This is a genomic window from Sphingomonas segetis (genome assembly GCF_009720245.1).
Lineage (GTDB): Bacteria > Pseudomonadota > Alphaproteobacteria > Sphingomonadales > Sphingomonadaceae > Sphingomicrobium > Sphingomicrobium segetis.
This window is the reverse complement of sequence record NZ_WJSQ01000027.1, coordinates 1-23,269: the sequence shown is the minus strand read 5'-3', so window position 1 is coordinate 23,269 and position 23,269 is coordinate 1. Positions and strand designations below refer to the sequence as shown.

Sequence of the window (23,269 nt, the reverse complement as noted above, 5' to 3'; positions counted from 1 at the left end):
GTCGCGGAGCACGGCGTGGGCCGCGGCCGCGGCGCGCGCGGCGCTGGCGAGCGGGATCAACGCCGACGGGGTGTCGATCGTCGGGATCGTCATTTCCCTGGTTGGAGCAGCCGCCTTGGTGACCGGGGTTGCCGCTCCGTGGCATTTACTGATCGGCGCGGCCGCGGTGCAGCTCCGGCTGCTGTGCAACATGCTCGACGGCATGGTCGCTGTCGAGGGCGGCCGGAAGTCGGTGTACGGCGCGATCTACAACGAGCTTCCGGACCGGCTCGAGGACAGCCTGTTGCTGGTCGCCGCCGGTTTTGCGGCCAGCCCGAAGCTCGGCCTCGTGCTCGGGCTGACCGCGGCGCTGCTCGCCGCCATCTGCGCCTATGTCCGGCTGCTCGGCGGCACCCTCGGTCAGCCGCAGGACTTCATCGGCCCTCAGGCGAAGCCGCACCGGATGTTCGTGCTCACACTCGGGCTGCTCGCCGCATTCGTTGCTGCGGTTGCGGAAGGCGATCCCGATCGCTGGCTGCTGATTTCGCTGATCGTCATCTGCGTCGGCACCTTGCTCACGATCGTGCGACGTTCGCTTCGCATCGCCCAGCGGCTCCGTTCCGCTGCATGATCGCAGCAATCATCCTCGGTCTGACGCGGTTCCTCGTCGGCGGCACCGGCCTGTGGATCGGCTGCGCGCCGAGCACGCGCCAACGCATCTATTTCGCCAACCATTCGAGCCACCTCGACACGATCATCCTGTGGGCGGCGATGCCGCCGGACCTGAGGCGCCGGGTGCGCCCCGTCGCCGCCGCCGACTATTGGGGGAAGGGCAAGCTCCAGCGCTACATCGCGCTCAAGGTCCTCAACGCGGTGCTGGTCGAGCGCAAGGGCGGCTCATCCAATCCGCTTCAGCCGTTGCAGGAGGCGCTTCGCGCCGGCGACTCCCTGATCATCTTCCCGGAAGGCACGCGCGGGCTCGAGCGGCTCCCCGGCAGCTTCAAGAGCGGCCTCTACCATCTCGCGCGCGAGTTCCCGGAGGTCGAATTGGTCCCGGTGTTCCTCGACAACCTGCGGCGCGCCTTCCCCAAGGGCAGCCTCGTCCCGGTGCCGATCAGCTGCGTCGCCCGCTTCGGAGCGCCGGTTTCCCTGGCCGAAGGCGAGCCTAAAGCCGAGTTCCTCGAGCGTGCCCGAGCGGCGGTGGAGGCCCTTGCATGATCGACCTGCCGGCCATCGAACCGATGATGCTGTGGCTCTACGCCGGGGTACTCGGGCTCCTCATCGTCGCGTCACTCACCGCCTTCTTCCTCGCGCGGAGCGTCACGACCGACAGCGGCCACGAGACGGTCCGCAACCTCAATGCGCGGATCAAGGCGTGGTGGGTGATGGTGCTGGTTTTCGCCCTCGCCTTCGTCGTCGGCAAGGGCCTGACGCTGGTGCTGTTCGGGCTGGTGTCCTTCTACTGCCTGCGCGAATTCCTGTCGCTGACCCCGACGCATCCGCGCGACCATGCCGCGATCGCCGCTGCCTTTTATCTCTTCGTTCCGCTTCAGTACTGGTTGTTGTGGATTGACTGGCAGGCGATGCTGACGATCCTGATCCCGGTCTATGCCTTCCTTCTGCTGCCGGTGCTGTCGGTGCTGTGGGGGATCACGGACGATTTCCTTGCCCGCACCGCCAAGATCCAGTGGGGACTGATGCTCGCAGTCTTCTGCGTCAGTCACGCGCCGGCGCTGCTGCTGCTCGACCTGGGCCCGCACAGGCCCATCTATCTGCTCTTTTTTCTCATCACGGTCGTCCAGCTTTCCGACGTACTCCAGTACACCGTCGGCAAGCTGTTCGGCCGGACAAAGGTCGCGCCCCACGTCAGCCCGTCGAAAACGGTCGAGGGCTTGGTCGGCGGCGGATTGCTCGCGGTGCTCGTCGGGACCGGCCTGTGGTGGATCACGCCCTTCTCACCACTCGAGGCGGCCGGGATGGCGGCCGCGATCGTCCTCGCGGGGTTCTTTGGCGGGCTGGTGCTCTCGGCGGTCAAGCGCTCGCTCGGCGCCAAAGACTGGGGCGCGATGATCGAGGGTCATGGCGGCGCGCTGGACCGGATGGACTCGGTCACCTTCGCCGCGCCGATCTTCTATCATCTGGTCAACTATTTCTTCGCGCGCTGAGCGATGAGCATCGCCGCGCTCCTGCTGTTCATCCGCGCGCTTGGCCTGACGCTGCCGCTGTGGATTGTCGCCGGCTGGTCAGTGGCGGAGAGCGCGATCTTGTTCATCGTCGCCGACGTCCCGATCAGCTGGATTGCGGTGAGGAGCGGCACCAGGGCAGCCGTGCTTGCCGCGATCGTGGCAGCATTGGCCGCGGTCGCTGGCGCAGCCGTGGTTCTCCTCTGGGCGGGCCGCGATCCCGCCGGGGCCGCGGCGGCGATGGCGAGCGTCCCAGCAATCGATCCGGCGCTCACTGACCGCGCCGCACGGGACTATCACCAGGGAGCGCTGGCGATGCTCGCCGGCTCGTTCACGGGCACTCCGTTCAAGCTCTATGCGCTCGAGGCAGCGAAAGGGCCTGACTACGTTCTGCTGCTGCTTGCACCGTTCATCAGGTTCCCGCGCTTCCTCGCCGTGGCGCTGTTCGTCGGCGCAGTCTCGCACCTGCTCGGCCGGTGGATCGACGTACGCCAGCGACTGGTGCTGCTCGCGGCTTCGTGGGCGCTCTTCTACGCCTTCTATTTCGCGGTGATGCCCGGCTGAACCTCGACTTCACCGCCTGTGCGCGGGTAGACCCCCGCACCCATGGCCGACCCTTTCGCCTTGTTCGACGAGTGGTTCGCTGAAGCGCGCGCAAGCGAGCCGAACGACCCGAATGCGATGGCGCTTGCCACCGCCGCCGCCGACGGCCAGCCGCACGTCCGCATGGTGCTCCTGAAGGGACACGGTCCGGACGGATTCGTTTTCTACAGCAACGAGCAGAGCGCCAAGGGCAGCCAGCTAGCCGAGAATGCGCGCGCCGCCCTGCTCTTCCACTGGAAGTCGGTCCGCCGGCAGATCCGCATCGAGGGCGCTGTCGAGCGCGTCGCCTCGGACGAAGCGGACGCGTATTTCGCCATCCGCTCGCGGGATTCGCAACTCGGCGCCTGGGCGTCCGACCAGTCGCGCCCGCTCGACGCTCGCGAGACGTTCGAGAACCGCTTCGACGAGATGAAGCGCCGGTTCGAAGGCGAGGACGTCCCGCGGCCGCCGCACTGGGGCGGGTACCGCGTGGTCCCCGACCGGATCGAATTCTGGACCGATCGCCCGCATCGGCTGCATGAGCGCCGCCTGTTCACGCACGGCGCCAAAGGCGGCTGGACCGAAGGGCTGCTCTACCCATGAGCGACACAGCCGTTTCACCCGAGCTGCGCGCGAAGCTGACCACCCGGGCGGCGTTCGCGAGCATTGCGATGGCCGTCACCCTGATCGCGCTGAAGGCGTTCGCCGCGCTCGAAACCTCGTCGATGGCGATGCTCGGCTCGCTTGCCGACAGCGGCCTCGACCTCGTTGCGAGCCTCGTCGTGCTGCTCGGCGTCCGCGTTGCCGCACTGCCGGCCGACTGGGATCACCGCTTCGGCCACGGCAAGGCCGAGGCGCTCGCGTCGCTGGTGCAGGTCATCCTCATCACCATCTCGGCAATCTTCATCGGCTTCCGCGCGGTCGAGCGGCTGCTGAGCGGCGCCCAGACCTCGGACGCCGAGCTCGGCATCGGCGTCTCGATCCTCGCAATCGTTCTGACCGCGGCGCTGATCACCTACCAGCGCCACGTCGTCCGCCGCACCGGCTCGCTGGCCATCGGCACCGACCGCCTCCATTATTCATCCGACCTTTTCCTCAACGGCTCGGTGATCGTCGCGCTCGCGCTCGATCAGTTCGCGGGTCTCAACGGCGCGGACGCGGTGTTCGGCCTGCTGATCGCACTGTGGCTGCTGTGGGGGGCGTGGAGTGCATCGAGCAACGCGCTCGACCAGCTGATGGACCGCGAATGGCCCGACGAGCTTCGCGAGCGCTTCCTCGCCGCGGCCAAGGAATATCCCGAACTCGCCGGGCTGCACGATTTGCGCACGCGGAGCAGTGGCACCCACTATTTCGCGCAATTCCACGTCTGGGTCCCCGCGCATTGGACCGTGCGCCAAGCCCACGACCGGCTCGACGTCGTCGAGGAAGAACTGCAAAGGCGCTTCCCCGGCACCGAGATCCTGATCCACGTCGATCCTGAAGGGCAGACGGACCGTGAGACCATCCTGCCGCAGGAGATTACGGAACGCGCGACTTGACGAGCATCCCCTTCTTCCAGGTCGACGCCTTCGCCGAGCGGCCGCTAGCCGGGAACCCGGCCGCCGTGATGCCGCTCGAGCGCTGGCTCGAGAACGATCTGATGCAGGCGATCGCGGCCGAGAACAATCTCAGCGAGACCGCCTTTACGGTGCCGAGCACGGATGGAGAGGCCGATTACGAGCTGCGCTGGTTCACCCCGGCGGCGGAAGTCGAGCTGTGCGGCCATGCGACGCTCGCCGCGGGGCACGTGCTGATCCACAGCGAGCCGGTGCGGTTCAGGACCAAGTCGGGCGTCCTGACCGTCAGCCAGCGCGACGAGCTGCTCGAGCTCGACCTTCCGGCGGCAAAGCTGACAGAAGTGAACGAGCCCGACATGTGCGCGGCGTTGGGACTGCCAAACAGCCCCGCCTGGCTGGCGGAAGGCTGCAACGACGCGGCGATCGTCGGAGTGGCGGACGAAGCCGCGGTCCGCGCCGTCTCGCCCGACTTCGCGGCGCTAGCGAAGATCCACCGCATGGCGGTCGTGACCGCACCCGGCTCGCGCGAGGACGTCGTCAGCCGCGTGTTCGTGCCTTACGTCGGCATCGACGAGGACCCTGTGACCGGCTCCGCCCATGCGGCGCTGGCGCCCTATTGGGCCGAGCGCCTTGGCAGGAACGACTTCACCGCGCTCCAGGCGAGCGCCCGCACGGGTGTGCTCCACTGCCGCCTCGAAGGCGAACGGGTTGTGCTTGGCGGCCGGTGCCGCACAGTGATCGTGGGGCAATTCCAGCTGTGAGCCTGATCGCCTTCCTCGCGCTCGCCGCCGTCTCTCCGCAGGCCGAGAAAGCCGCGATCCTCGACACCATCCACCGCATGGAGGCGGCGTGGAACCGCGGCGACTTCCGCGGCTACATGGCCGGCTTCAAGAACCCCGACGTGGTGTTCGTCTCGGGCGGCAGGTTCCAGCAGGGCTGGCAGGGAGCCCTCGACCATTACATCCGCGACTATGGCGGCTCTGCCGAACGGCGCGGCAAGCTCCACTTCTACAACATGAGGGTCGACCTGCTCGCGCCCGACGCGGCGATGCTGATCAGCCAGTACCGGCTGGTGCGCGGTCCGCGCGTGACCGAGGGCATCAATACGCGCCTGTTCCGCAAGGTTGCCGGCAAGTGGCTCATCACCATGAACCACGTCTCCGCCCACGACGTCACTCCGAGCGCGCCAACAGCTCGATAAGGTCCTTCTTCCAGAATGCGGCCCATGTGTGCGTACCGTGGCCGTGCGTCGCGGTGGTCTCCGGAATGAGCCGGAAGCGCGCATTCGTGCCCATCCGCTTCAGCGCCCGTTGCGGCACGTCGAGGTTGCGCGGGTTGATGAAGTCGTCGGCGGAATTCACCCAGGCGAGCGGCGCGGTGATCTTCTCCAGCTCCGGCCACGGATTGTAGCTGCGCGACGAATCGAACTGGTAAATCATGTCATTGGCGTCGAGGTCGGCCATGCCGGCGTCTATCCGCTGCTGGATGTACGCCGTCGCCGCCCCGCGCGTAGGATACAGCTTCTGCAGGTTCAGCGGCGCTGCGCCGACGATCTGCAGGATCGACTCCGCGGTCCGCAGTCCTCCCTCGGGTTCGAGGTCGTATTCGCCTGCCGATTTTCCCCGCCCATAAGCCGGGTCGTCCCTGATCGCATCGATCACCAGCTGCCGCCACATGCGGTTGAGGCCGGCGATCTCGATCGGCATGCAGGCGAGCGGCATCAGTGCGCGCGCGAAGTCGGGGTGCTTCTCGCCCCACATGAAGCTGTGCATGCAGCCCATCGACGTGCCCATGATCAGGCGCATGCGGCGGATGCCGAGCCCTTGCGTCAGCATCCGGTACTGCGCCTCGACCATGTCGCCGTAATCGTATTTCGGAAATTTCGTCCGCAGTCCGTCCGACGGCTTGGACGATTTTCCGTGGCCGATATTGTCAGGAAGGATGATCCAGTATTTGCGGATGTCGAGCGGCTGGCCGGGGCCGTAAAGCTCGTCGGCGAATTGCGGCCGGAGGAACTGGTGCCCGTCGCCGCCGGTGCCGTGGAGCACCATTACCGCATTGTCGATCTCGCCCGCGGCGTTGCGGTGCGGTTCGCCGAGCGTGGTGTAGTGGATTTTCAGCTCCGGCAGGCGTTCGCCGTCGGCGAAGCGAAAATCCTTCAGGACTATGTCGGCCTCGTGGGTCGGCCAGGCTTTCGTCGGCGGTGCGGCCGTCTGCGCTGCAAGAGCGGCGAGAAACGCGAGCATCACATCATCCCTTCAGCTTTTGCTCGAGTGCGTCGAGCAGCGGCAGCTGGCTCGGAAGCATCATGGCGCGCGCGTCGGCCAAGGTCATCCACCGGGCTTCCACCACCTCGGGAAAGCGCTCGCGAAGACCGCTGCGCGGCGGCCATTCCATCTCGAACTCGTTCGACGTGACCGCCGCCGCATCGAGGTCGCCCTCGAGAGCGAACGCTTCGACATGTTTGCCGCCCGCCTGGCGCACCGTCGCGAGCGGAAACGGCACCGCACCCAGCCGGGTGCCGGTCTCCTCCTCGAACTCACGCAGCGCAGCTTGGGCGGCGGTCTCGCCGGCCTCGATCGCGCCTTTGGGTATCATCCACGCGGCAGCGTCCCTGTTGCGCCAGAACGGCCCGCCGGGCTTGATCAGCAGGACCTCGGTCTCGCCGTTGCGCTCGCGGAAGAGCAGGATCCCGGCACTGCGCGGCGCCGGCATGGGTCAGCCGGCGGGCGTTATGCTGTGCAGCGCGAGCCTGAAACGCAGCACGCTGTTGGCGGGGACCGGCCCGCTATCCTTGTCGCCATAGCCGAGCTGGGGCGGGACCCAGACGATCCATTCGTCGCCCTGCCGCATCAGCTGCAGCGCTTCGGTAAATCCGGGCACGAAAGCGCCGACCTTGCCGGTCAGCGGTTCGCCTCGCTCATAACTGCTGTCGATGGTTTCGCCGGTCAGCAGCTTCACCTCATAATCGAAGCTGACCATGTCCTCGGCAGTCGGGTGCGGCCCGGTCGTCGGCCCGGAAACGACTACGAAGTACTGCAGGCCGCTGGAGGTTGTAACGACGCCCTTCGCGGCTGCGTTTTGGGCCAGGAAATTGGGACCGGCGGGTGTTGCCGGCGGGACGGGCGGTGCAGCAGAGGCGGCAGGCGCGGCAGCCGCAATGCCGATCGTGGCCGCGGCCATGAGGAGGGTTCGAATCATTGCGCGAGCCTAGAGCCTGCCGCGCGAATGACCAGCGGGTTCACGCAGCCGCTGCCGACTCGCTCTCGCCCGCCTGCGTTTCGAGGATCGTGCCGCCGCCGAGCAGGCGCGTGCCGACGTACAGCACCGCCGCCTGCCCCGGCGCGACACCATATTCGCTCTGACGGAAGCGGATCCACTCTCCGTCGCGGACGGCGGGAACCGCCGGGGCGAGCGAGCGGACCTTAACGCTGACCTCGCGCTGTCCCTCGCCGAGCCAGTTCCAGCCGGCAACGCGCATCGCCCCGACCGCGAGCGCGCGCCGGGGGCCGACCACGACCCGCGCCCGGCCGGGCTCTATCCGCACGACGTAGAGCGGCTCCTTTTGCCCGCCGATCTCGATCCCGCGCCGCTGGCCGACGGTGAAATGGACCACGCCGCGATGCTGCCCGAGCACCCGGCCGTCCAGGTCGACGATATCCCCCGCTGCCTCGGTTTCCGGCCGCAGCCGTTTGACCAGGGCCGCATAATCCCCGTCGGGCACGAAACAGATGTCCTGACTGTCGGGCTTGGCTGCGACCTCCAGCCCTACGTCGGCGGCGATCCTGCGCACCTCGTCCTTGGGCAGCCCGCCCAGCGGGAAGCGCACGAAATCGAGCTGGTCGTATGTCGTCCCGTAGAGGAAGTAGCTTTGGTCGCGGCGCGGGTCGGCGCCCTTGTGAAGCTCGACGCGCCGCTCGCTCAGCACGCGCTGGACGTAATGCCCGGTTGCGAGGCAGTCGGCGCCGAGCTCGCGCGCGAACGCGACGAGGTCGACGAACTTCACGCCCTGGTTGCAGCTAGCGCACGGCACCGGCGTGCGGCCGTGGGCATATTCGTCGACGAAGCGGTCGATCACGCCCGCACGGAAGCGGCTTTCGTAATCGAGCACGTAATGAGCGATGCCGAGCCGGTCGGCGACCTGCTTGGCGTCATAGATGTCCTGTCCGGCGCAGCAGGCGCCGGTACGCCGCACCGCTTCGCCATGATCGTAGAGCTGAAGGGTGACACCGATTACCTCGGCGCCGGTGCGGGCGGCGAGCGCGGCCGTGACGGAGCTGTCGACGCCGCCCGACATGGCGACGACGATCCGGGCACCGCTGGCAGGGCGGCGAAGCTGAAAATCGATTGGCATCGGTGGTCTCTTGCGGCGCTCTTTACCCGAATTTCACTCCTCGCGACTAGACCGGCGCACAGAGAAGCAGCGAGGGGCCCGAGGTTGGCGCGACACGAGAAGGACTTTTGCCCGGATGGCGAAGCGCCGCTCAGCCTCGACGACCTGCTCGCACTGCTTGGTCAGGGCGCGGCGGTCGACGAGCGCTCGAGGCAGGATGCGATCGCCTGCTACCTGTCCGGCAGCGACGGGTGGCGGGATGCGATGAAGACGCTCGGCGGCACGTTCGCCGAAGACGCTGCAGGGTTAAGGGAGCGTAAGTCGGACTGACCAGTGAATTAACCAGCGCGCTTCAGAATGTTTTTAAGCGCGCCGATTAAACCGAAGCGCAGTGACAATGATTAAGCAGGTGTAACGGAGCATGCTCGAGAACCAGAAGATTCGTCCGGCCCAGGTTATCGGACCGCTCGGCGAGCCGCTGACGCTCGACTCCTTGCCGTCTCCCAGCACCACGCGCTGGGTGGTCCGCCGCAAGGCCGAGGTCGTCGCCGCCGTCGCCGGCGGACTGCTGACCGTGGACGAAGCGTGCAAGCGCTACACTTTGAGCCTCGAGGAATTCACGAGCTGGCAGCGCGCGGTCGACCGCAGCGGCATGCCCGGCCTGCGCGTCACGCGCATCAAGCAGTATCGCGACCAGTACGAGAAGCAGCAGCGTTACTGACCCGCACAGCGTCGTTACGCTTGGGCACCATCTGGCGTTTCCGAGCATTTCTAGCCGAAAGCTGGACAGTTCCTTCTGAATCCGGAACAACCTTGGCGCATCACGCGTCTGTGGTGCCGGAACGGCCGCCGCGCGTATGCGAGCGGCCGCGAGAAACAGGAGGCAAAGCTCATGGGTTGGATCATCTGGCTGATCGTCGGCGGTATCTGCGGCTGGCTCGCGAGCCTCATTATGCGCACAGATGCGCAACAGGGGATCATTCTCAACATCGTCGTCGGCATCGTCGGCGCCGTCATTGCCGGGCTGCTGTTCGGGGGCAGCCTGAACAACGCGATCACGATCGAAACATTCCTTTATTCGCTGATCGGCGCGATCATCTTGCTCGCGATCGTCAATCTGATCCGCCGCGGCAGCATCCGCTAGGCACTTTTCGTCATTGCGAGCGAAGCGAAGCAATCCAGGCATCGGCCTGGATTGCTTCGTCGCTCTCGCTCCTCGCAACGGGCTATTGCAGCTCGAACGTGACCGCCAAATTGACCTGCAGCTGCTGCTCGCCGGGGACAATTTTGGTGTCCGCTTGCGCGGCTTCGGCACGCGCGTACATCGGCATCGGCGGCGGCACCGGATAGCTTCCGCCGCTCTCGCTCACCGAAACCACCCGAACCACGCGCATTCCGAGCGCGCGGGCGTACAGGTCGGCCCGCGCGCGAGCACTGGCGACCGCCTTGGCGCGCGCTTCGTCGAGCGCGGCTTCGGGTTTGTCGATGGTGAGATTGGGCCTGTTGATCTGGTTTGCGCCCTCGGCGACGAGCGCGTCGAGGATCTTGCCCGAGCTGCGGATATCGCGAAACTTGATCGTCAGCGTGTTCGTCGCCGTATAGCCGACCAGTTGCGGCGACTTGTTCTCCGGATAGCGGTATTCCGGATTGAGGTTGATGCTGCTCGTCTGGATGTCGCGGTCGGCGACACCGGCCCGCTTGAGCGCCGCAATGACACGCTCCATGCGGTTGGCGGCATCCTGGAGCGCGGCATTGGCCGTCGCCGCGCGGCTTACGACACCGGCCGAAATGACCGCCACGTCCGGCACGCGGGTGACCTCGCCGGTGGCGGTCACATCGAGCCTCGTTCCGGCAATCGTCTGGGTGATGGCCGCCTGTTGCTGCGCCGCCGCCGGCGCGGCCCAGGAGGCTGCGCCGAGCATCAGCGCGCCGATCAGCGCGTTGTTCATTTGCTTCATTCCCTTGCAATCCATGTCGCGCGCGAGGCTTGCTCCCCGGCCATGGCTGTTTCCTGAACGGCCGTTAGACGCGGCGCCGGGCGATCAGGCGATAGATAAAAAGGAGGATGAAGGCACCGACAATCGCGGCGACGAACCCGGCGCCCTGGTCATTCGAATCGTACCACCCGATCAGGCGGCCGAGCCAGCCGGCGAGGACCGCGCCGGCGATGCCAAGCAGGATGGTGATGATGCATCCGCCCGGATCCTTCCCGGGCATGAGCAGCTTCGCAATCCCCCCGGCGATGCCGCCGATGATGATCCAACCGATGATTCCGTAGTTCTCCATCCCGCTTTCCCTTGCAATCGCGTGCCGTTCAACCGACCTTCACGTGACCTTGGGCAACGCGCGTTCGCCAAACAAGTGCCACGCTTGGTCGAAAAGCAGTGGCGACAGGCGGGGGTGCGCGGTGTGTTGCGCGTGGTGACTTATTGATATAATACAGTTGCCGCATGGGGAGTGCGGAATCGCGCGCATGGGGCAAATTGGGCAGGACAGAATGAACCGGGAAACTTCGATCCACTCTTCGGACACGCTCGTGGTGGTGGACCGCTCGCGCAATCGGCGGCGGATGGTCATCATCGGCGCGATCGCGGCGCTGGCCTTGCTCGTCATCGGCCTCGTCTTTCTCACGGGGGGCAGCGGCGACAAGGCCCAGCCCGGCGCCGCGGGCGGCGCTTCAGCGGGGCAGGTCCCGACCGTCACCGTCGTCGTTCCCGGCCGCAGCAACATCGGCCGCGTGGTCACTGCCAGCGGGCCGCTCGGCGCGCGTCGCGACCAACCGGTCGGAATCGCCGGCCAGGGCGGGCGAGTCGTCCGTGTGCTCGTCGACGCCGGCAGCTGGGTTCGCGCCGGCCAGGTGCTCGCAGTCATCGACCGCTCGGTGCAGACGCAGCAGGCAGCTCAGCTCGCCGCCCAGGTCGACGCCGCAAAGGCGGATGCCGCGCTCGCCCAGAACAATTACGAACGCGCCCTTGCGCTCAAGGATCGCGGCTTCGTGTCGAAGGCCGAAATCGACGCCAAGAAGGCCGCCCGCGATGCAGCCTACGCCCAGGTGCGCGTGGCGCAGGCGCAACTCGGGGCGACCCGGGCGCAGATCGGCCAGCTCAATGTGACGGCGCCGACCTCCGGCCTGGTGCTCGAGCGCAACGTCGAGCTCGGCCAGATCGTCAGCCCCGGCTCGGGCGCGCTGTTCCGCCTCGCCGAGGGCGGCTCGATGGAAGTGCGGGCGCAGCTCGCGCAGCAGGATCTCGCTTTCGTCCGCGTCGGAATGCCGGCGCAGGTGACTCCGGTCGGCGCCGACCATAGCATCGCCGGTTCGGTGTGGCAGGTCGCGCCCGTCATCGATCCGCAGTCGCGCCTCGGCGAAGTTCGAATCGCGATTCCGTACGACCGGTCGATCCGCCCGGGCGGCTTCGCCGAGGCGAAGATCACCGCCGGCCAGACCGCCGCGCCGCAGCTCCCGCAAAGCGCGGTGCTGAGCGACGATCAGGGCAATTACGTCTACATCATCAACGGCAAGAACGAGGTCGAGCGGCGCAACATCAAGATCGGCAACGTCAGCGACAGCGGCGTCACGATCGCCGAGGGCCTCTCCGGAAACGAATCGGTCGTGCTTTCAGCAGGGCCGTTCCTCAACCCTGGCCAGAAGGTGAACCCGAAGCGTGAGGCCGCGGCCCGGTAACGCTCCAGGAAAGTAGTCAAGTTAATGAATTTCCGTAATATTTCGTCCTGGTGCATTCGCAACCCGGTCCCGCCGATCGTGCTGTTCGTCGGGCTGATGCTCGCCGGCCTCGTCGCCTTCTCCGGCATGCAGGTGAACAACAACCCGGACATCGACTTCCCGGCGGCGATCGTCTCGGTGTCGCAGCCCGGCGCCGCGCCGAACGAGATGGAGACGCAGGTCACGCAGCGCGTCGAGTCCGCGATTCGCGGAGTCAACGGCGTCGACGAGATCAACAGCTCGGTGAGCGAGGGCAACAGCACGACCTTCGTCCAGTTCGAGATCGGCACGCCGACCGACCGTGCGGTGAACGACGTGCGCAACGCCGTCGCGCAGATTCGCGGCAACCTGCCCGAAGGAATCCTCGAGCCGCAGGTCACCCGAGTCGACATCAGCGGCGACCCGATCCTCTATGTCGGCGCCGAAACCACGGACATGAGCCTCGAGGAGCTCAGCTGGTACATCGACAACACCATCGCCAAGCGCCTCCTCTCGGTCCCCGGCGTTGCAGCGGTGAACCGCACCGGCGGCGTCGACCGGACGATCCGGGTCATTCTCAACCCCGCGGCGCTGCAGGCGCAGGGAATTACTGCCGCGCAGGTCAATCAGCAGCTGCGCCAGAGCAATTTCAACGGCGCCGGCGGCCGCGCCGAAATCGCCGGCTCCGAGCAATCGGTGCGTGTGCTCGGCAATGCCAAGAACGCCTACGATCTCTCGCAGACCGAGATCGCGCTGCCCGGCGGCCGGTTCGTCAAGCTCGCCGACCTCGGCCAGGTCAAGGACAGCTATTCGGAACAGCGCACGATCGCCAAGCAGGACGGGCGGCAGGTCGTCAGCTTCGAGGTCCAGCGCGCCAAGGGTGCGTCCGAAGTCAGCACCTATGACGCGGCGTGGGCGGAGCTTCAGAAGGTTCAGAAGGAAAATCCCAAGGTCCACTTCACCGAGATCTTCAACACCGTCGACTACACCAAGGCGCAGTACACGTCGGCGATGGAAGGCCTCATCGAGGGTGCGATCCTGGCCGTCCTCGTGGTTCTGTTGTTCCTGCGCGACATCCGCGCGACGGCAATTTCCGCGCTCGCCATCCCGCTGTCGGCAATCCCCGCCTTCTTCTTCATGAACCTGATGGGGATCACGCTCAACGGCCTGTCGCTGCTGGCAATGAGCCTCGTCGCCGGCGTGCTGGTCGACGACGCCATCGTCGAGATCGAGAACATCGTGCGCCACATGCGCATGGGCAAATCGGCCTATCAGGCCGCGATCGATGCCGCCGACGAGATCGGCCTTGCAGTGCTTGCAACGACCATGTCGATCGTCGCGGTGTTCCTGCCCGTCGCGATGATGCCCGGAATTTCGGGCCAGTTCTTCAAGGCGTTCGGCTTCACTGTCGTCATCGCGGTGATGATGAGTCTGCTCGTGGCGCGCATGATCACGCCGCTGGTGGCGGCTTATTTCCTGCGTTCCCACGGCGAGCAGCCGCACGCCAATTTCAAGTGGATGCACGGCTATCTGAGAATTCTGAACTGGAGCCTCGATACCAAGAAGGCGCACGCCTATCGCGCCGAGCACCCAGGCTTCTTCGGCTTCGTGAAATCGACCTTCCGCGACCATCGCATGGTCATGGTCGGCGCCGGCATGGGGGCGCTCGTGCTCACCGGCGTGATGTTCGCGACTCTGCCGATGACCTTCCAGCCGCCGCTCAACCTCGATTTCTCGCAGGTCAACGTCACACTACCCCCCGGCTCGACGCTCGAGCAAACCGAAGCGGTCGAGGACCGCGTGGCGGCGGTCCTTAAGAAGGACCCCGACGTCGAGCATGTGTACGAGCGGATCAACGTCGGCAGCGGCCATCTCAACATCGTGCTCAAGAAGGATCGCGAGAAGACGAGCACGGAGTTCGAGCGGAAGCATGCGCCCGAGCTCTCGGCGATTCCCGACGCGCGCGTCAGCTTCCAGAGTCAGAACGGCGGCGGCCCCGGCGGCGATTCGCGCGACATCATGCTTTACCTTGGCGGCGACGACCCGGTGAAGCTGAACGCGGTCGCCAATCAGATCGCCAAGGAAATGGCGACCATCCCGGGCCTGCGCGCACCGCGCGTCGGCGGCGACATGCCGCAGCCGGAAATCACCATCACGCCGCGTTTCGACCTCGCCGCGGATCTCGGTGTCACGACCGCGGCGCTGAGCCAGACGATCCGCATCGCCACTCTCGGCGACATCGAGCAGAACAGCGCCAAATTCTCGCTATCCGACCGCCAGATCCCGATCACCGTGTCGCTGTCGGAGGATGCGCGGCGCGACCTTTCGGTGCTCCAGAATCTGCCCGTACCGACCTCCAACGGTGGCTCGGTGCCGCTCAAGGCAGTCGCCGAAATCGGCTTCGGCTCCGGCCCGACGACGATCCAGCGAACCAACCAGATCCGCCGCACCGCCGTCGGTGCCGACCTTGCCCCGGGCCTGGTCAGCGGCGATGTCTGGCCCAAGATCGACAACTTGCCGACGCTCAAGAATCTCCCGCAAGGCGTGCAGAAGATGAACCTTGGCCAGCAGAAGTGGCAGGGGGAGCTCCTTTACTATTTCGCGATTGCCCTGATGTCGGGCGTCCTGCTCGTGTTCGCCGTGCTTGTCCTGCTCTACCGGCGGTTCCTGTCGCCGTTCGTGAACATGGGCTCGCTTCTGCTTGCCCCGCTCGGCGCCGCGATCGCCCTGCACGTTGCCGGCCAGCCGGTTTCCCTGCCGGTGCTGATCGGCATCCTGATGCTGTTCGGGATTGTCGCCAAGAACTCGATCCTTCTCGTCGATTTCGCGGTCGAGATGATGAACCACGGCATGCCCAAGGACGAGGCGATCTGGGAAGCGGGCCACAAGCGGGCGCAGCCGATCGTCATGACTACGGTGGCGATGGTAGCCGGAATGCTGCCGATCGCGCTGTCGATCACTGGTGACGCGAGCTGGCGCGCACCGATGGGCGTGACTGTGATCGGCGGGCTGCTTTTCTCGACGCTTCTGACTTTGCTCCTCGTGCCCGCCTATTTCTCGATCGCCATTTCGATCGAATCGCGGATCGGGCGCCTGTTTCACCGCTTCGTCGGGAGCGACGCGCACGAGGCGGGGCGGCCCGTTCCAGCCGAGTGATGAACCCGGCGGCCGGCTCAGCTATTGAGCCGGCATGAGAGCGATGGCCAACGGCCCCCTGTCCCGCTTCAATCCCGCGCAGCCTGGCGCGCAGGGGATGAAGGTCGTCGCCACCGGTCTGTTAGTGGTGATGGCCGCCGTGTTCGCAGTCACGCGAACTCTGGAACACCAATATCCGGCACTTGCTTATGTGAAGGCCTTCGCCGAAGCGGCGATGGTCGGCGGCCTCGCGGACTGGTTCGCGGTGACCGCGCTGTTCCGGCACCCGCTCGGCCTTCCGATCCCCCACACCGCCATCATCCCGCGCAACAAGGATCGCATCGGCGAGGCGCTCGCCAGCTTCCTCAAGGAGAATTTCCTGATCCCGGCAGTCGTCGCACGGCGGATGCAGAGGCTCGACGTCGCTGGCGCGGCCGGCCGGTTCCTCCAGACCCCCGCCGGCGAGGGCACGCGGATCCGCGCCGGCGCCTCACGGCTGATCGCCGACATTTTCGAAAGCCTCGACGACGAGCGCCTGGGCGGGATCGTCAAGAGCGCGGTCAGCGCGCGCCTGCGCAAGACCGATGTCTCGCCCCTGCTCGGCCACGCGCTCGCCTCCGCGATCAATGAGGATCGGCACGTGCCGATGCTCGAAGCGGCAATTCGCTGGATGGCACGGGCCCTCGAGGCGAACGAGCAGCTGATCCGCGAAATGGTGCACAAGAAGGCCAATTGGGTGCTCAAGCTTGCCGCGCTCGATACCAAGCTCGCGGATGCGATCATCGACGGCCTTCGCAAGCTCACGGTCGAGATGTCGACCGACCCTGCCCACCCGGTGCGGATCAAGGTCGAGGAAGCGCTCGCGCAGCTCGCCAACGACCTTCAGACTCGCCCCGAGACCCGCGCGAAGGTCGAGGCGCTCAAGGATCAGCTGCTCGATAACCGGTCGGTCAGCCTGTGGCTCGACGCCATCTGGCAGAAGGGCCGCGAAGCGATCATCCGCGCCGCGCGCAACCCCGACGCGGTGCTTGCCGGCAAGCTCGGCGAGGTCCTGAAGTCGATGGGCGGAACACTCGAGAAGGACCGCCGCATCCGCGCCGCGATCAATCAATTCGCGCGCCGGGCAATCGTCGGCATGGCGGCGAGCTACGGCGGGTCGATCGTCAAGCTCGTGTCTGAAACGATCCGCAGCTGGGACGCGCGCACCGTCACCGCGCGGCTCGAAGCAGCGGTCGGCCGCGATCTCCAATACATCCGCATCAACGGCACCATCGTCGGCGGGCTCGTCGGCCTCGTCCTCCACGTGCTGGATAAGCTGTGAGCGACGCCGATCTCGATGAGCTTGCCGAAGCCGCGCGCAACCGCGGCCTGAAGCTAGTCCGCTCGCGCGTGCGCACGCCCACCAAACGCCGCTTCGGCAAGGTCGGTCTTACTGACAAGGCGGGGAAGCCGGTGCTGGGAATGGACGCAAAGGGCCCAATCGGAGATCTCGGGGAGATCGAACAATATCTGCGCAACTTGGGAGCGAAGGACTGGGGCGCATCGCTCGACTCGCAGCGCCGCAGCGCAAGCGCACCGGCAAGAAGCCGCCGCGCCGCGCGGCGGAGCCCGCGAACGATGATGCGGTTCGCCCTGAACCGCGCGAAGCAAAGCCCACACCGTTGCCGCAGCCGCAATTGCGCGACGCCCGCCCCGCCGACGCTCAGCGTCTGGTCCAACTGATCCGCTTCCTCGGCCACGACATTGACGAGAAAGCGCTCCGCCGGAATCTCGCGGCACTCAGGAAATCAGGCGAGCTGCCGCTCGTCGCCACGCTGGGCAAGGAGGTCGTCGGGCTGTGCGGAATCAACCGCCGCATCGCCGTGCACCGTCCAGCGCCGCTCGGCCGCATATCGGTGCTCGTCGTCGCCGAGGAAGCACAGGGCCGCGGCATCGGCCGCATGCTCGTCGAAGCGGCCGAGGAATGGATGCGCAGGGGCGGCTGCACGCTGGTCGAGGTGACCAGCAATGACCGCCGCGGCGACGCGCACGCCTTCTACCGGCACATAGGTTACTAACGGACGAGCATCCGCTTCGCCAAGAGCCTTTGACTTCCCGCCCTGGCGGCCCCACCTTGCATCCATGACCAGCGAGTCCTTCCGCCGCTTCACTGTCCATTCGGGACAGATTCCCGCGCGAGCCTAGCCCCCGCGCGCGCATCCAGCGCGCACGGGGGCAAGGACGACTTCAACTCGCTTCAAGAACAAGGATTTCATCAATGGCCACCGTCCGCGCGGGCTGTGCGCGCCCGCCAATTCATCTGCTCGCGGCCGAGTCCGACATGGTCGCGACGCTTGCGCTGCAGGCGGAGCACCGCCAGCCGGTCGTCGCCGCAATGCTGCTCGGCGAGATCGAGCGCGCGGAGCTGCACGAGCCGGGAACGCTGCCCGGGACGGCGGTGACGCTTGGCTCGGAAATCGCCTTTGTCGACGAGCGCACCCATCAGCTCCGCACAGTCGAGCTGGTGCTTCCGGCAATGGCGAACATCGCCGAGGGTCGCATCTCGATCCTGACTCCGATGGGCGCGGCGCTCTACGGCCTCACCGCCGGGCAGTCGATCGACTGGCCCGACCTCGACGGGCACGAGCGCCGCATCCGCATCGTTCGGGTGCGCCAGCCATTCGACGAGCCGCCGGCAGCGGCCTAGCCGCCGCTGCGGCGCTCGATCGTCGCACCGACAGCCGAGAGCTTCTCCTCGAGCCGCTCGTAACCACGGTCGAGATGGTAGACGCGCAGCACCTCGGTCTCGCCCTGCGCGGCGAGTCCGGCGAGGACGAGGCTCATCGACGCGCGCAGGTCGGTCGCCATCACGCTTGCACCTGTGAGCGCCTCGACTCCGTGGACGATGGCCGATCGGCCGTGGATGTCGACGTCGGCGCCCATGCGCCTCAATTCCGGCACGTGCATGTAGCGGTTCTCGAAGATCGTCTCCTCTAGGAAGCTGTCGCCCCCGGCCAGGCTCAGCATCGCCATGAACTGCGCCTGCATGTCGGTTGCGAAACCCGGGAATGGCGCGGTCGAGAGCGCGAGCGGCCTTAAGGCCCCGTTGGCGCTGACCTTGATCCCGCGGTTGTGGAACTCGATCACGAGCCCGCATTGCGCGAGCGCGTTGAGCGTCGCCTTCATCTCCTCCGGCCGCGCGCCGATGAGGTCGAGCGAGCCGCCGGTGATCCCGGCCGCGCAGGCATAGCTCCCCGCCTCGATTCGATCGGGCATCACCTCATAATCGGCGCCGTGAAGCCCCTCGACTCCATCGATCACGAGGTGCGCTGAACCTATGCCCTTGATCCGGGCGCCCATCGCGACGAGCAGGTTGCAGAGGTCGACGATCTCCGGCTCGCGCGCGGCGTTGAACAATTGCGTGCGGCCGTTGGCGAGCACCGCCGCCATCACCGCGTTCTCGGTCGCGCCAACGGACACTACGGGGAAACTGTAGTCGCCGCCCGGCAGCCGCCCCTTGGGCGCGCTCGCCTTCACATAGCCCGCGGTGAGCTCGATCTCCGCGCCCATGCATTCGAGCGCCTTCAGATGCAGGTCGATCGGCCGGTCGCCGATCGCGCAGCCGCCCGGAAGCGAGACGGTCGCTTCGCCCATCCGCGCCAGCATCGGCCCCAGCACCAGCACCGATGCGCGCATCTTGCGCACCATGTCGTAAGGCGCGACGGTCGAGACGATCTCGTCGGCCTGCAAGGTCATTCGCCGCCCGAACTCGCCCTTCTTCACGCCGGCGACGTGCGTCGAAACGCCGAGCTGGTTGAGGAGGTGGCTGAAGGTGTCGACGTCGGCGAGGCGGGGCAAGTTCCCGAGCGTCAGTTTCTCATCGGTAAGAAGCGCGCACGGCATGAGCGTCAGTGCCGCATTCTTCGCCCCGCTAATCGGGATCTCGCCCTTCAGCTTGGCCCCGCCCCTGATCCAGATGCTGTCCACGCGGGGGCTTTAGCGGGTGGGCTAGGTTGCGCAAGAATCCACACCGATTGCCCTGAGCCTGCCGAAGGGCTGTCCCGTACTTGAGCAGAAGGGAAACCGCTGTCCTTCGGCAAGCTCGGGACTTCGACTCCGCTGCGCCTACGCCTTTTCCAGCGTGCACTGGAGCGGGTGCTGATTCTCGCGCGCGAAGTCGATGACCTGGGTGACCTTCGTCTCGGCCACCTCGTAAGTGAACACGCCGCACACGGCGACGCCCTGCTGGTGCACCTGCAGCATCACCCGCGTCGCGTCCTCGATTCCCATCGAGAAGAATTGCTGGAGGACGAGCACGACGAACTCCATCGGCGTGTAATCGTCGTTGAGCATCAGCACCTTGTAGTTGGACGGCTTCTTGGTCTTGGGGCGCGTACGTGTCGCAACGCCGGTCTCGATGTCGTCGAGACCGTCGCCGTCCTCGGGCCCGGTGGCCATGCTGATCAGCTTTGGAATCATCTGGCTCTAAAATATGGCAAGCCGCGGAAAGGCGGCAAGGCGCTAGTTTGCGTCAGGAGCGTAAAAAATTGGCGGCCGCTCCAACTGGGAGCGGCCGCCACAAGTCGTTGCCTGGACTTAGGAGGGGAGAGGGTCAGGCAACGAGCGTGTTGAAGCGCTCGGCATTGGCCGTGGCGCGATTCGAAAGCGGCTGGAACGCCTCGCCGGCGAGCTTCACCAGCGACTCGGTCAGCTTCGAGGTCTCGGCGACCGCGCGGTCGAACGATGCGCGGGCGAACTCGCCCTGCAGCTGCAGATATTCGGTCGGCGACTTGGCTTCGGCGAGCGAACGGATCGCGTCCGCGGCCTGCTCGACGCTGTCGCGCTGCTTGGCGACGACGTCCTGGCCGATCGAGCGGGCGCCTTCGGTGGCGACGCGGCTGGCCTCGACCACTGCCTCGACATTGGCGCGGGCGAGATCGGCGAGCTCCTCGGCGACCTTCTGGCCCTTCTTGGCGAACTGCTGGCTACGCTCGTTCGCATCGGCAAACAGCGTCTGGAACGGCGCGAACGCCGGGACGGCGGGGAAGCCGTTGAAGAAATTGCTATTGGTCACGGTCTCAATCCTTTCCTGGGCAGCGGCGGCGGACTTGCGCGCGGTGCTGCGAATCTTGCGGGTCTTGCGAGCGGTGCGACGCGCTGCCGTCTTCTTTGCAGTCTTGTCGGCCGCGGCTTCGCGCTTCATCTTGCGAGCGGTCGAAGCGCGGGTGCGCTTGGCCACCTTCTCGCTCTCGCTGGCGATCGCCTGAACGGTGTCGGCGACGGTTTGCGCCACCTTGGCCGGAGCCTCTACTGCGGTCTGCGCTTCGACCTTGGTTTCGTCTGCCACTGATCTATCCTCCGATATGTTGCACTGCACAATATAGGGTGCGGCGCACCATTTCAAGGGCTATTTTGTGCAGCGCACCATCCGGTCGCTTGACGGCCACGGCTCACCCGAAGCAAGAGCGGCCATGGACCAGCCAACTCGCCAGCGCCGCGGACTCCTGATCGTTCTTTCCTCCCCCTCGGGCGCCGGCAAATCGACGATCTCGCGCATGCTGCTAGAGGCCGACGGCGAGGTGACGATGTCGGTGTCGGCGACCACCCGCCCCATGCGCCCGGGAGAGGCCGAGGGCGTCGACTATCATTTCGTCGACGACGGCGAGTTCGACCGGATGATCGCGGCGAACGAGTTCGTCGAATGGGCACATGTCTTCGGCTATCGCTACGGAACCCCGAAAGCTCCGGTGAAGGCGGCGCTCCGGAAGGGCCGCGACATCTTGTTCGACATCGACTGGCAGGGTGCGCGTCAGCTCGAGCCCGACTTTGGCGAGCATCTCGTCACCATTTTCCTGCTTCCGCCGTCGATGGCGGAGCTCGAGCATCGGCTGCACACACGCGGCCAGGATTCGGACGAGGTGATCGCCGACCGAATGCGCCGCGCCGCGGACGAGATCGATCATTGGGCCGAGTACGAATATGTCCTCGTCAATCGAGACATGGATGCGTGCCTCGACCGCGTCCGGGCGATCGTCAGCGCCGAACGTTCGAAGCGCGTACGGCAGACCGACCTCGTCGAGTTCGTCCGTGACCTGATCGGGCCGCAGCACTGAACCGTTCGTCATCCCGGCCCTGAGCCGGACCGTCTTTTCTATCGTCCGTCCGGCGGCAGGCAGGCCCCGGATCAACTCCGGGGTGACGGTTCGTCCAGCAACTCGAGGAATTCTGCGGCCACCACGAAGTCGCGCCGCTTGTTCTCCAGCGCCATTTGGGCCTCCGCGTCCGCGCCCCATTGCTCGAGCTGCCAGCGCTCGTCGACGCTGACCGCCTGCCACGCCTGATCCGCCGTCAACGCCTTCTCCAGTACCGCCAGTCCGGCGACCAGCGATCCGCCGATCGCCACAAGCGGCGAGAGCGCTGCGAGGCGAAACGCGTCGAGCGCCGCCACCGCGTGCGCCAGCAGCTCGACGGTAGCTTGCGGCTGCGGCACGTGCATCAGCCCGGACGTGGTCGAGAAATCGACATCGTAGCGCCGCCGCGCCCACGCCAGCAGCGAGTCCCATGCACTGCCCTGGCGTTCGATCAGTTCCGGCGGCCAGTCGCTTCGGTAGCAGGCGAGATCGGCCTCGGCGTAGCGCGCGAGCCCGCCGGCGAAGGCCTGTCGATCCGACGCGACCCGGTCGATCGCCGCGTTGGCGAGCCCCGTGAGCGGCATCGCGCGTGGGTCGATCACGTCCTCGACCGACCTCCATTCGTCGGCAATCGCCTGCGCGAGCGCTTCCGTCGGCACCGTCAGCGCCGCTCTGGCGGGAGTCCGCACCGGCCTGTCATCGAGGCTTACCGACCACCCGCCTTCGTCGGGTCCGACCGAAACCGCTTTCCAGAAGCGCTTCACCGCGCCTGCCGGTCCTGCTCGTCCCAATATTTCTTGAGCAGCCGCGGTGCGAACAGCGCGTCGATCACGCCCAGGATCGCAACGATCGCGCCGGGCTGCGGCCAGCCGCCGGGCCGCAGCAGGTCCGTGTAGATGATCGCCAGGCCGAGGAAGAAGATCGCGAGCCCGCCAAACCGTACCAGCGAGTAGAAGAGCAGCCGCTTCCTGTAGAAATCGTCATCCATCGGCATGCTCCCGCATCAGGTCGAGCACTTCGAGAGGCTGTTCGGCAACCGCGAAAGCACCGGCTCGGAGAAGCTCTTCGCTATCGTGATAGCCCCAGCCGGCGCCAATCGCGCGAGCGCCGGCGTTCACCGCCATCGCCATGTCGAAGCTGGTGTCGCCGACGACGATGCTCGACTCCGGTGCACCGCCGGCGTCGGCGATCGCCTGGTTGACCATCGACGGATGCGGCTTGGACGGGTGGCGGTCGCCGGTCTGGAGCGAGACGAAACGCGCGTGGAGGCCGTGCCGTTCGAGGCAATGCTTGAGGCCGCGGTCGGACTTGCCGGTCGCGACCGCAAGCAGCCAGCCGTCATGCCCGAGCGCATCGAGCAGGTCGAGCACGCCGTCGAACAGAGGCTCCTCGACCTCGCCGGCGGCGCGCAACTTCCAAAATGCCCGCTTGTAGTCTTCCGCGAGTGCCAGATGCTGCCCCGCCTCCGCGTCTGGGAGGAGCGCCGCCATCGCCTCGACCAGGCTGAGGCCGATAATCCTGCGCGACGCTTCTGGCGCGGGCAGCGATAGCCCGTGTTGCCCGAACGCCGCGCACAGCGCGCGATGGATGGTCGCGCCGCTGTCGACCAGGGTCCCGTCGCAGTCGAAGATCGCGAGCCGGTTCAACGCCGCTTCGCCTTCGGCGGTGAGCCGCGCGCGCGCCGCTCGCCG

At 66.5% G+C, this 23,269-nt stretch carries 30 protein-coding genes; 18 read left to right on the top strand and 12 right to left on the bottom strand.

Features of this window, described 5'->3' with window-relative positions; translation table 11 throughout:
• From GH737_RS15140 to GH737_RS04450, 8 genes are all read left to right on the top strand, one after another.
• A partial coding sequence (locus GH737_RS15140) for a CDP-alcohol phosphatidyltransferase family protein (RefSeq protein WP_196232979.1) occupies positions 1–610 on the top strand: 610 nt, incomplete at its 5' end.
• Positions 607–1,197, top strand: a complete 591-nt coding sequence (locus GH737_RS04480; RefSeq protein WP_155263660.1) for a lysophospholipid acyltransferase family protein — start codon at positions 607–609, stop codon at positions 1,195–1,197. The genes GH737_RS15140 and GH737_RS04480, both read left to right, overlap by 4 nt.
• The gene (locus GH737_RS04475; protein ID WP_230558620.1) at positions 1,194–2,144 is read left to right on the top strand and encodes a phosphatidate cytidylyltransferase; all 951 of its coding nucleotides are present in this window, start codon (positions 1,194–1,196) and stop codon (positions 2,142–2,144) included. The genes GH737_RS04480 and GH737_RS04475 overlap by 4 nt, the downstream gene beginning before the upstream one ends.
• 3 nt (positions 2,145–2,147) lie before the next feature.
• Positions 2,148–2,726: a hypothetical protein gene (locus GH737_RS04470; RefSeq protein WP_155263659.1), complete on the top strand. Its 579-nt coding sequence runs from the start codon at positions 2,148–2,150 to the stop codon at positions 2,724–2,726.
• Between the two features lie 42 nt (positions 2,727–2,768).
• A complete protein-coding gene (pdxH, locus tag GH737_RS04465; protein ID WP_155263658.1) occupies positions 2,769–3,347 on the top strand; it encodes a pyridoxamine 5'-phosphate oxidase in 579 nt (192 codons plus the stop codon).
• Positions 3,344–4,282, top strand: a complete 939-nt coding sequence (locus GH737_RS04460) for a cation diffusion facilitator family transporter (protein WP_155263657.1) — start codon at positions 3,344–3,346, stop codon at positions 4,280–4,282. Before pdxH ends, GH737_RS04460 begins: the two co-directional genes overlap by 4 nt.
• The gene (locus GH737_RS04455) at positions 4,279–5,061 is read left to right on the top strand and encodes a PhzF family phenazine biosynthesis protein (protein WP_155263656.1); all 783 of its coding nucleotides are present in this window, start codon (positions 4,279–4,281) and stop codon (positions 5,059–5,061) included. The genes GH737_RS04460 and GH737_RS04455 overlap by 4 nt, the downstream gene beginning before the upstream one ends.
• Positions 5,058–5,501 (top strand): YybH family protein, encoded by a 444-nt coding sequence (locus GH737_RS04450; RefSeq protein ID WP_230558619.1) that lies wholly within the window; start codon positions 5,058–5,060, stop codon positions 5,499–5,501. The genes GH737_RS04455 and GH737_RS04450 overlap by 4 nt, the downstream gene beginning before the upstream one ends.
• Here GH737_RS04450 and GH737_RS04445 read toward each other — a convergent pair.
• From GH737_RS04445 to mnmA, 4 genes are read right to left on the bottom strand one after another with little or no spacing between them, the layout of a single operon-like run.
• Complete coding sequence (locus GH737_RS04445) at positions 5,473–6,546, bottom strand: alpha/beta fold hydrolase (RefSeq protein ID WP_155263654.1); 1,074 nt, start codon at positions 6,544–6,546, stop codon at positions 5,473–5,475. The two genes, GH737_RS04450 and GH737_RS04445, sit on opposite strands and share 29 nt — an antisense overlap.
• Positions 6,547–6,550: 4 nt before the next feature.
• Entirely contained in the window at positions 6,551–7,015 is a 465-nt protein-coding gene (locus GH737_RS04440) for an NUDIX hydrolase (RefSeq protein WP_155263653.1), read from the bottom strand.
• Positions 7,016–7,018: 3 nt separating this feature from the next.
• On the bottom strand, positions 7,019–7,501 hold the full coding sequence (locus GH737_RS04435; protein WP_155263652.1) for an FKBP-type peptidyl-prolyl cis-trans isomerase: 483 nt from the start codon (positions 7,499–7,501) through the stop codon (positions 7,019–7,021).
• A gap of 40 nt (positions 7,502–7,541) precedes the next feature.
• Positions 7,542–8,654, bottom strand: coding sequence for a tRNA 2-thiouridine(34) synthase MnmA (mnmA, locus tag GH737_RS04430; RefSeq protein ID WP_155263651.1), 1,113 nt, complete (start codon positions 8,652–8,654; stop codon positions 7,542–7,544).
• Between the two features lie 84 nt (positions 8,655–8,738).
• Here mnmA and GH737_RS04425 point away from each other — a divergent pair, with 84 nt between their 5' ends.
• The 3 genes from GH737_RS04425 (at position 8,739) to GH737_RS04415 (ending at position 9,777) form a co-directional block, all read left to right on the top strand.
• The gene (locus tag GH737_RS04425; RefSeq protein ID WP_155263650.1) at positions 8,739–8,963 is read left to right on the top strand and encodes a hypothetical protein; all 225 of its coding nucleotides are present in this window, start codon (positions 8,739–8,741) and stop codon (positions 8,961–8,963) included.
• Positions 8,964–9,054: 91 nt separating this feature from the next.
• Positions 9,055–9,354, top strand: a complete 300-nt coding sequence (sciP, locus tag GH737_RS04420; RefSeq protein ID WP_155263649.1) for a CtrA inhibitor SciP — start codon at positions 9,055–9,057, stop codon at positions 9,352–9,354.
• 171 nt (positions 9,355–9,525) lie between these two features.
• The gene (locus GH737_RS04415; protein WP_155263648.1) at positions 9,526–9,777 is read left to right on the top strand and encodes a GlsB/YeaQ/YmgE family stress response membrane protein; all 252 of its coding nucleotides are present in this window, start codon (positions 9,526–9,528) and stop codon (positions 9,775–9,777) included.
• A gap of 82 nt (positions 9,778–9,859) precedes the next feature.
• Here the strand turns inward: GH737_RS04415 and GH737_RS04410 are convergent, their stop codons facing one another.
• Positions 9,860–10,582 (bottom strand): SIMPL domain-containing protein, encoded by a 723-nt coding sequence (locus tag GH737_RS04410; protein WP_155263647.1) that lies wholly within the window; start codon positions 10,580–10,582, stop codon positions 9,860–9,862.
• Positions 10,583–10,655: 73 nt separating this feature from the next.
• Complete coding sequence (locus GH737_RS04405; protein ID WP_155263646.1) at positions 10,656–10,919, bottom strand: GlsB/YeaQ/YmgE family stress response membrane protein; 264 nt, start codon at positions 10,917–10,919, stop codon at positions 10,656–10,658.
• A gap of 211 nt (positions 10,920–11,130) precedes the next feature.
• Between GH737_RS04405 and GH737_RS04400 the strand changes: the two genes are divergently transcribed.
• The 6 genes from GH737_RS04400 to GH737_RS04375 all read left to right on the top strand — a co-directional run bounded on the left by GH737_RS04400 (position 11,131) and on the right by GH737_RS04375 (position 18,154).
• Positions 11,131–12,315: an efflux RND transporter periplasmic adaptor subunit gene (locus GH737_RS04400; protein ID WP_155263645.1), complete on the top strand. Its 1,185-nt coding sequence runs from the start codon at positions 11,131–11,133 to the stop codon at positions 12,313–12,315.
• 24 nt (positions 12,316–12,339) lie between these two features.
• A complete protein-coding gene (locus tag GH737_RS04395) occupies positions 12,340–15,489 on the top strand; it encodes an efflux RND transporter permease subunit (protein ID WP_155263644.1) in 3,150 nt (1,049 codons plus the stop codon).
• A 34-nt stretch (positions 15,490–15,523) separates the two neighbouring features.
• Positions 15,524–16,789, top strand: coding sequence for a DUF445 domain-containing protein (locus GH737_RS04390; protein ID WP_155263643.1), 1,266 nt, complete (start codon positions 15,524–15,526; stop codon positions 16,787–16,789).
• A complete protein-coding gene (locus tag GH737_RS04385; RefSeq protein ID WP_155263642.1) occupies positions 16,786–17,190 on the top strand; it encodes a hypothetical protein in 405 nt (134 codons plus the stop codon). Before GH737_RS04390 ends, GH737_RS04385 begins: the two co-directional genes overlap by 4 nt.
• Positions 17,145–17,525: a GNAT family N-acetyltransferase gene (locus GH737_RS04380; RefSeq protein ID WP_155263641.1), complete on the top strand. Its 381-nt coding sequence runs from the start codon at positions 17,145–17,147 to the stop codon at positions 17,523–17,525. Before GH737_RS04385 ends, GH737_RS04380 begins: the two co-directional genes overlap by 46 nt.
• A 200-nt stretch (positions 17,526–17,725) precedes the next feature.
• Positions 17,726–18,154: a GreA/GreB family elongation factor gene (locus GH737_RS04375; RefSeq protein ID WP_155263640.1), complete on the top strand. Its 429-nt coding sequence runs from the start codon at positions 17,726–17,728 to the stop codon at positions 18,152–18,154.
• Here GH737_RS04375 and murA read toward each other — a convergent pair.
• The 3 genes from murA to GH737_RS04360 all read right to left on the bottom strand — a co-directional run bounded on the left by murA (position 18,151) and on the right by GH737_RS04360 (position 20,794).
• Positions 18,151–19,434, bottom strand: coding sequence for a UDP-N-acetylglucosamine 1-carboxyvinyltransferase (gene murA / locus GH737_RS04370; protein WP_155263639.1), 1,284 nt, complete (start codon positions 19,432–19,434; stop codon positions 18,151–18,153). The genes GH737_RS04375 and murA overlap by 4 nt on opposite strands.
• A gap of 138 nt (positions 19,435–19,572) precedes the next feature.
• Entirely contained in the window at positions 19,573–19,905 is a 333-nt protein-coding gene (gene clpS / locus GH737_RS04365; protein ID WP_196232978.1) for an ATP-dependent Clp protease adapter ClpS, read from the bottom strand.
• 154 nt (positions 19,906–20,059) lie between these two features.
• On the bottom strand, positions 20,060–20,794 hold the full coding sequence (locus tag GH737_RS04360; protein ID WP_155263637.1) for a phasin family protein: 735 nt from the start codon (positions 20,792–20,794) through the stop codon (positions 20,060–20,062).
• Positions 20,795–20,918: 124 nt separating this feature from the next.
• Here GH737_RS04360 and gmk point away from each other — a divergent pair, with 124 nt between their 5' ends.
• Positions 20,919–21,560 carry a guanylate kinase gene (gmk, locus tag GH737_RS04355; protein ID WP_155263636.1) on the top strand — a complete coding sequence of 214 codons (642 nt, stop codon included), beginning with the start codon at positions 20,919–20,921 and terminating at the stop codon, positions 21,558–21,560.
• A 71-nt stretch (positions 21,561–21,631) separates the two neighbouring features.
• On the opposite strand, the gene GH737_RS04350 is transcribed toward gmk, so the two are convergent.
• Genes GH737_RS04350 through GH737_RS04340 form a run of 3 tightly spaced genes read right to left on the bottom strand, consistent with a single transcriptional unit; the run spans position 21,632 to position 23,224 of the window.
• The gene (locus GH737_RS04350; RefSeq protein ID WP_155263635.1) at positions 21,632–22,342 is read right to left on the bottom strand and encodes an ATP12 family chaperone protein; all 711 of its coding nucleotides are present in this window, start codon (positions 22,340–22,342) and stop codon (positions 21,632–21,634) included.
• Positions 22,339–22,566 (bottom strand): hypothetical protein, encoded by a 228-nt coding sequence (locus GH737_RS04345; RefSeq protein WP_155263634.1) that lies wholly within the window; start codon positions 22,564–22,566, stop codon positions 22,339–22,341. Before GH737_RS04345 ends, GH737_RS04350 begins: the two co-directional genes overlap by 4 nt.
• Complete coding sequence (locus tag GH737_RS04340; RefSeq protein ID WP_155263661.1) at positions 22,559–23,224, bottom strand: HAD-IA family hydrolase; 666 nt, start codon at positions 23,222–23,224, stop codon at positions 22,559–22,561. The genes GH737_RS04345 and GH737_RS04340 overlap by 8 nt, the downstream gene beginning before the upstream one ends.
• Positions 23,225–23,269 lie beyond the last annotated feature (45 nt).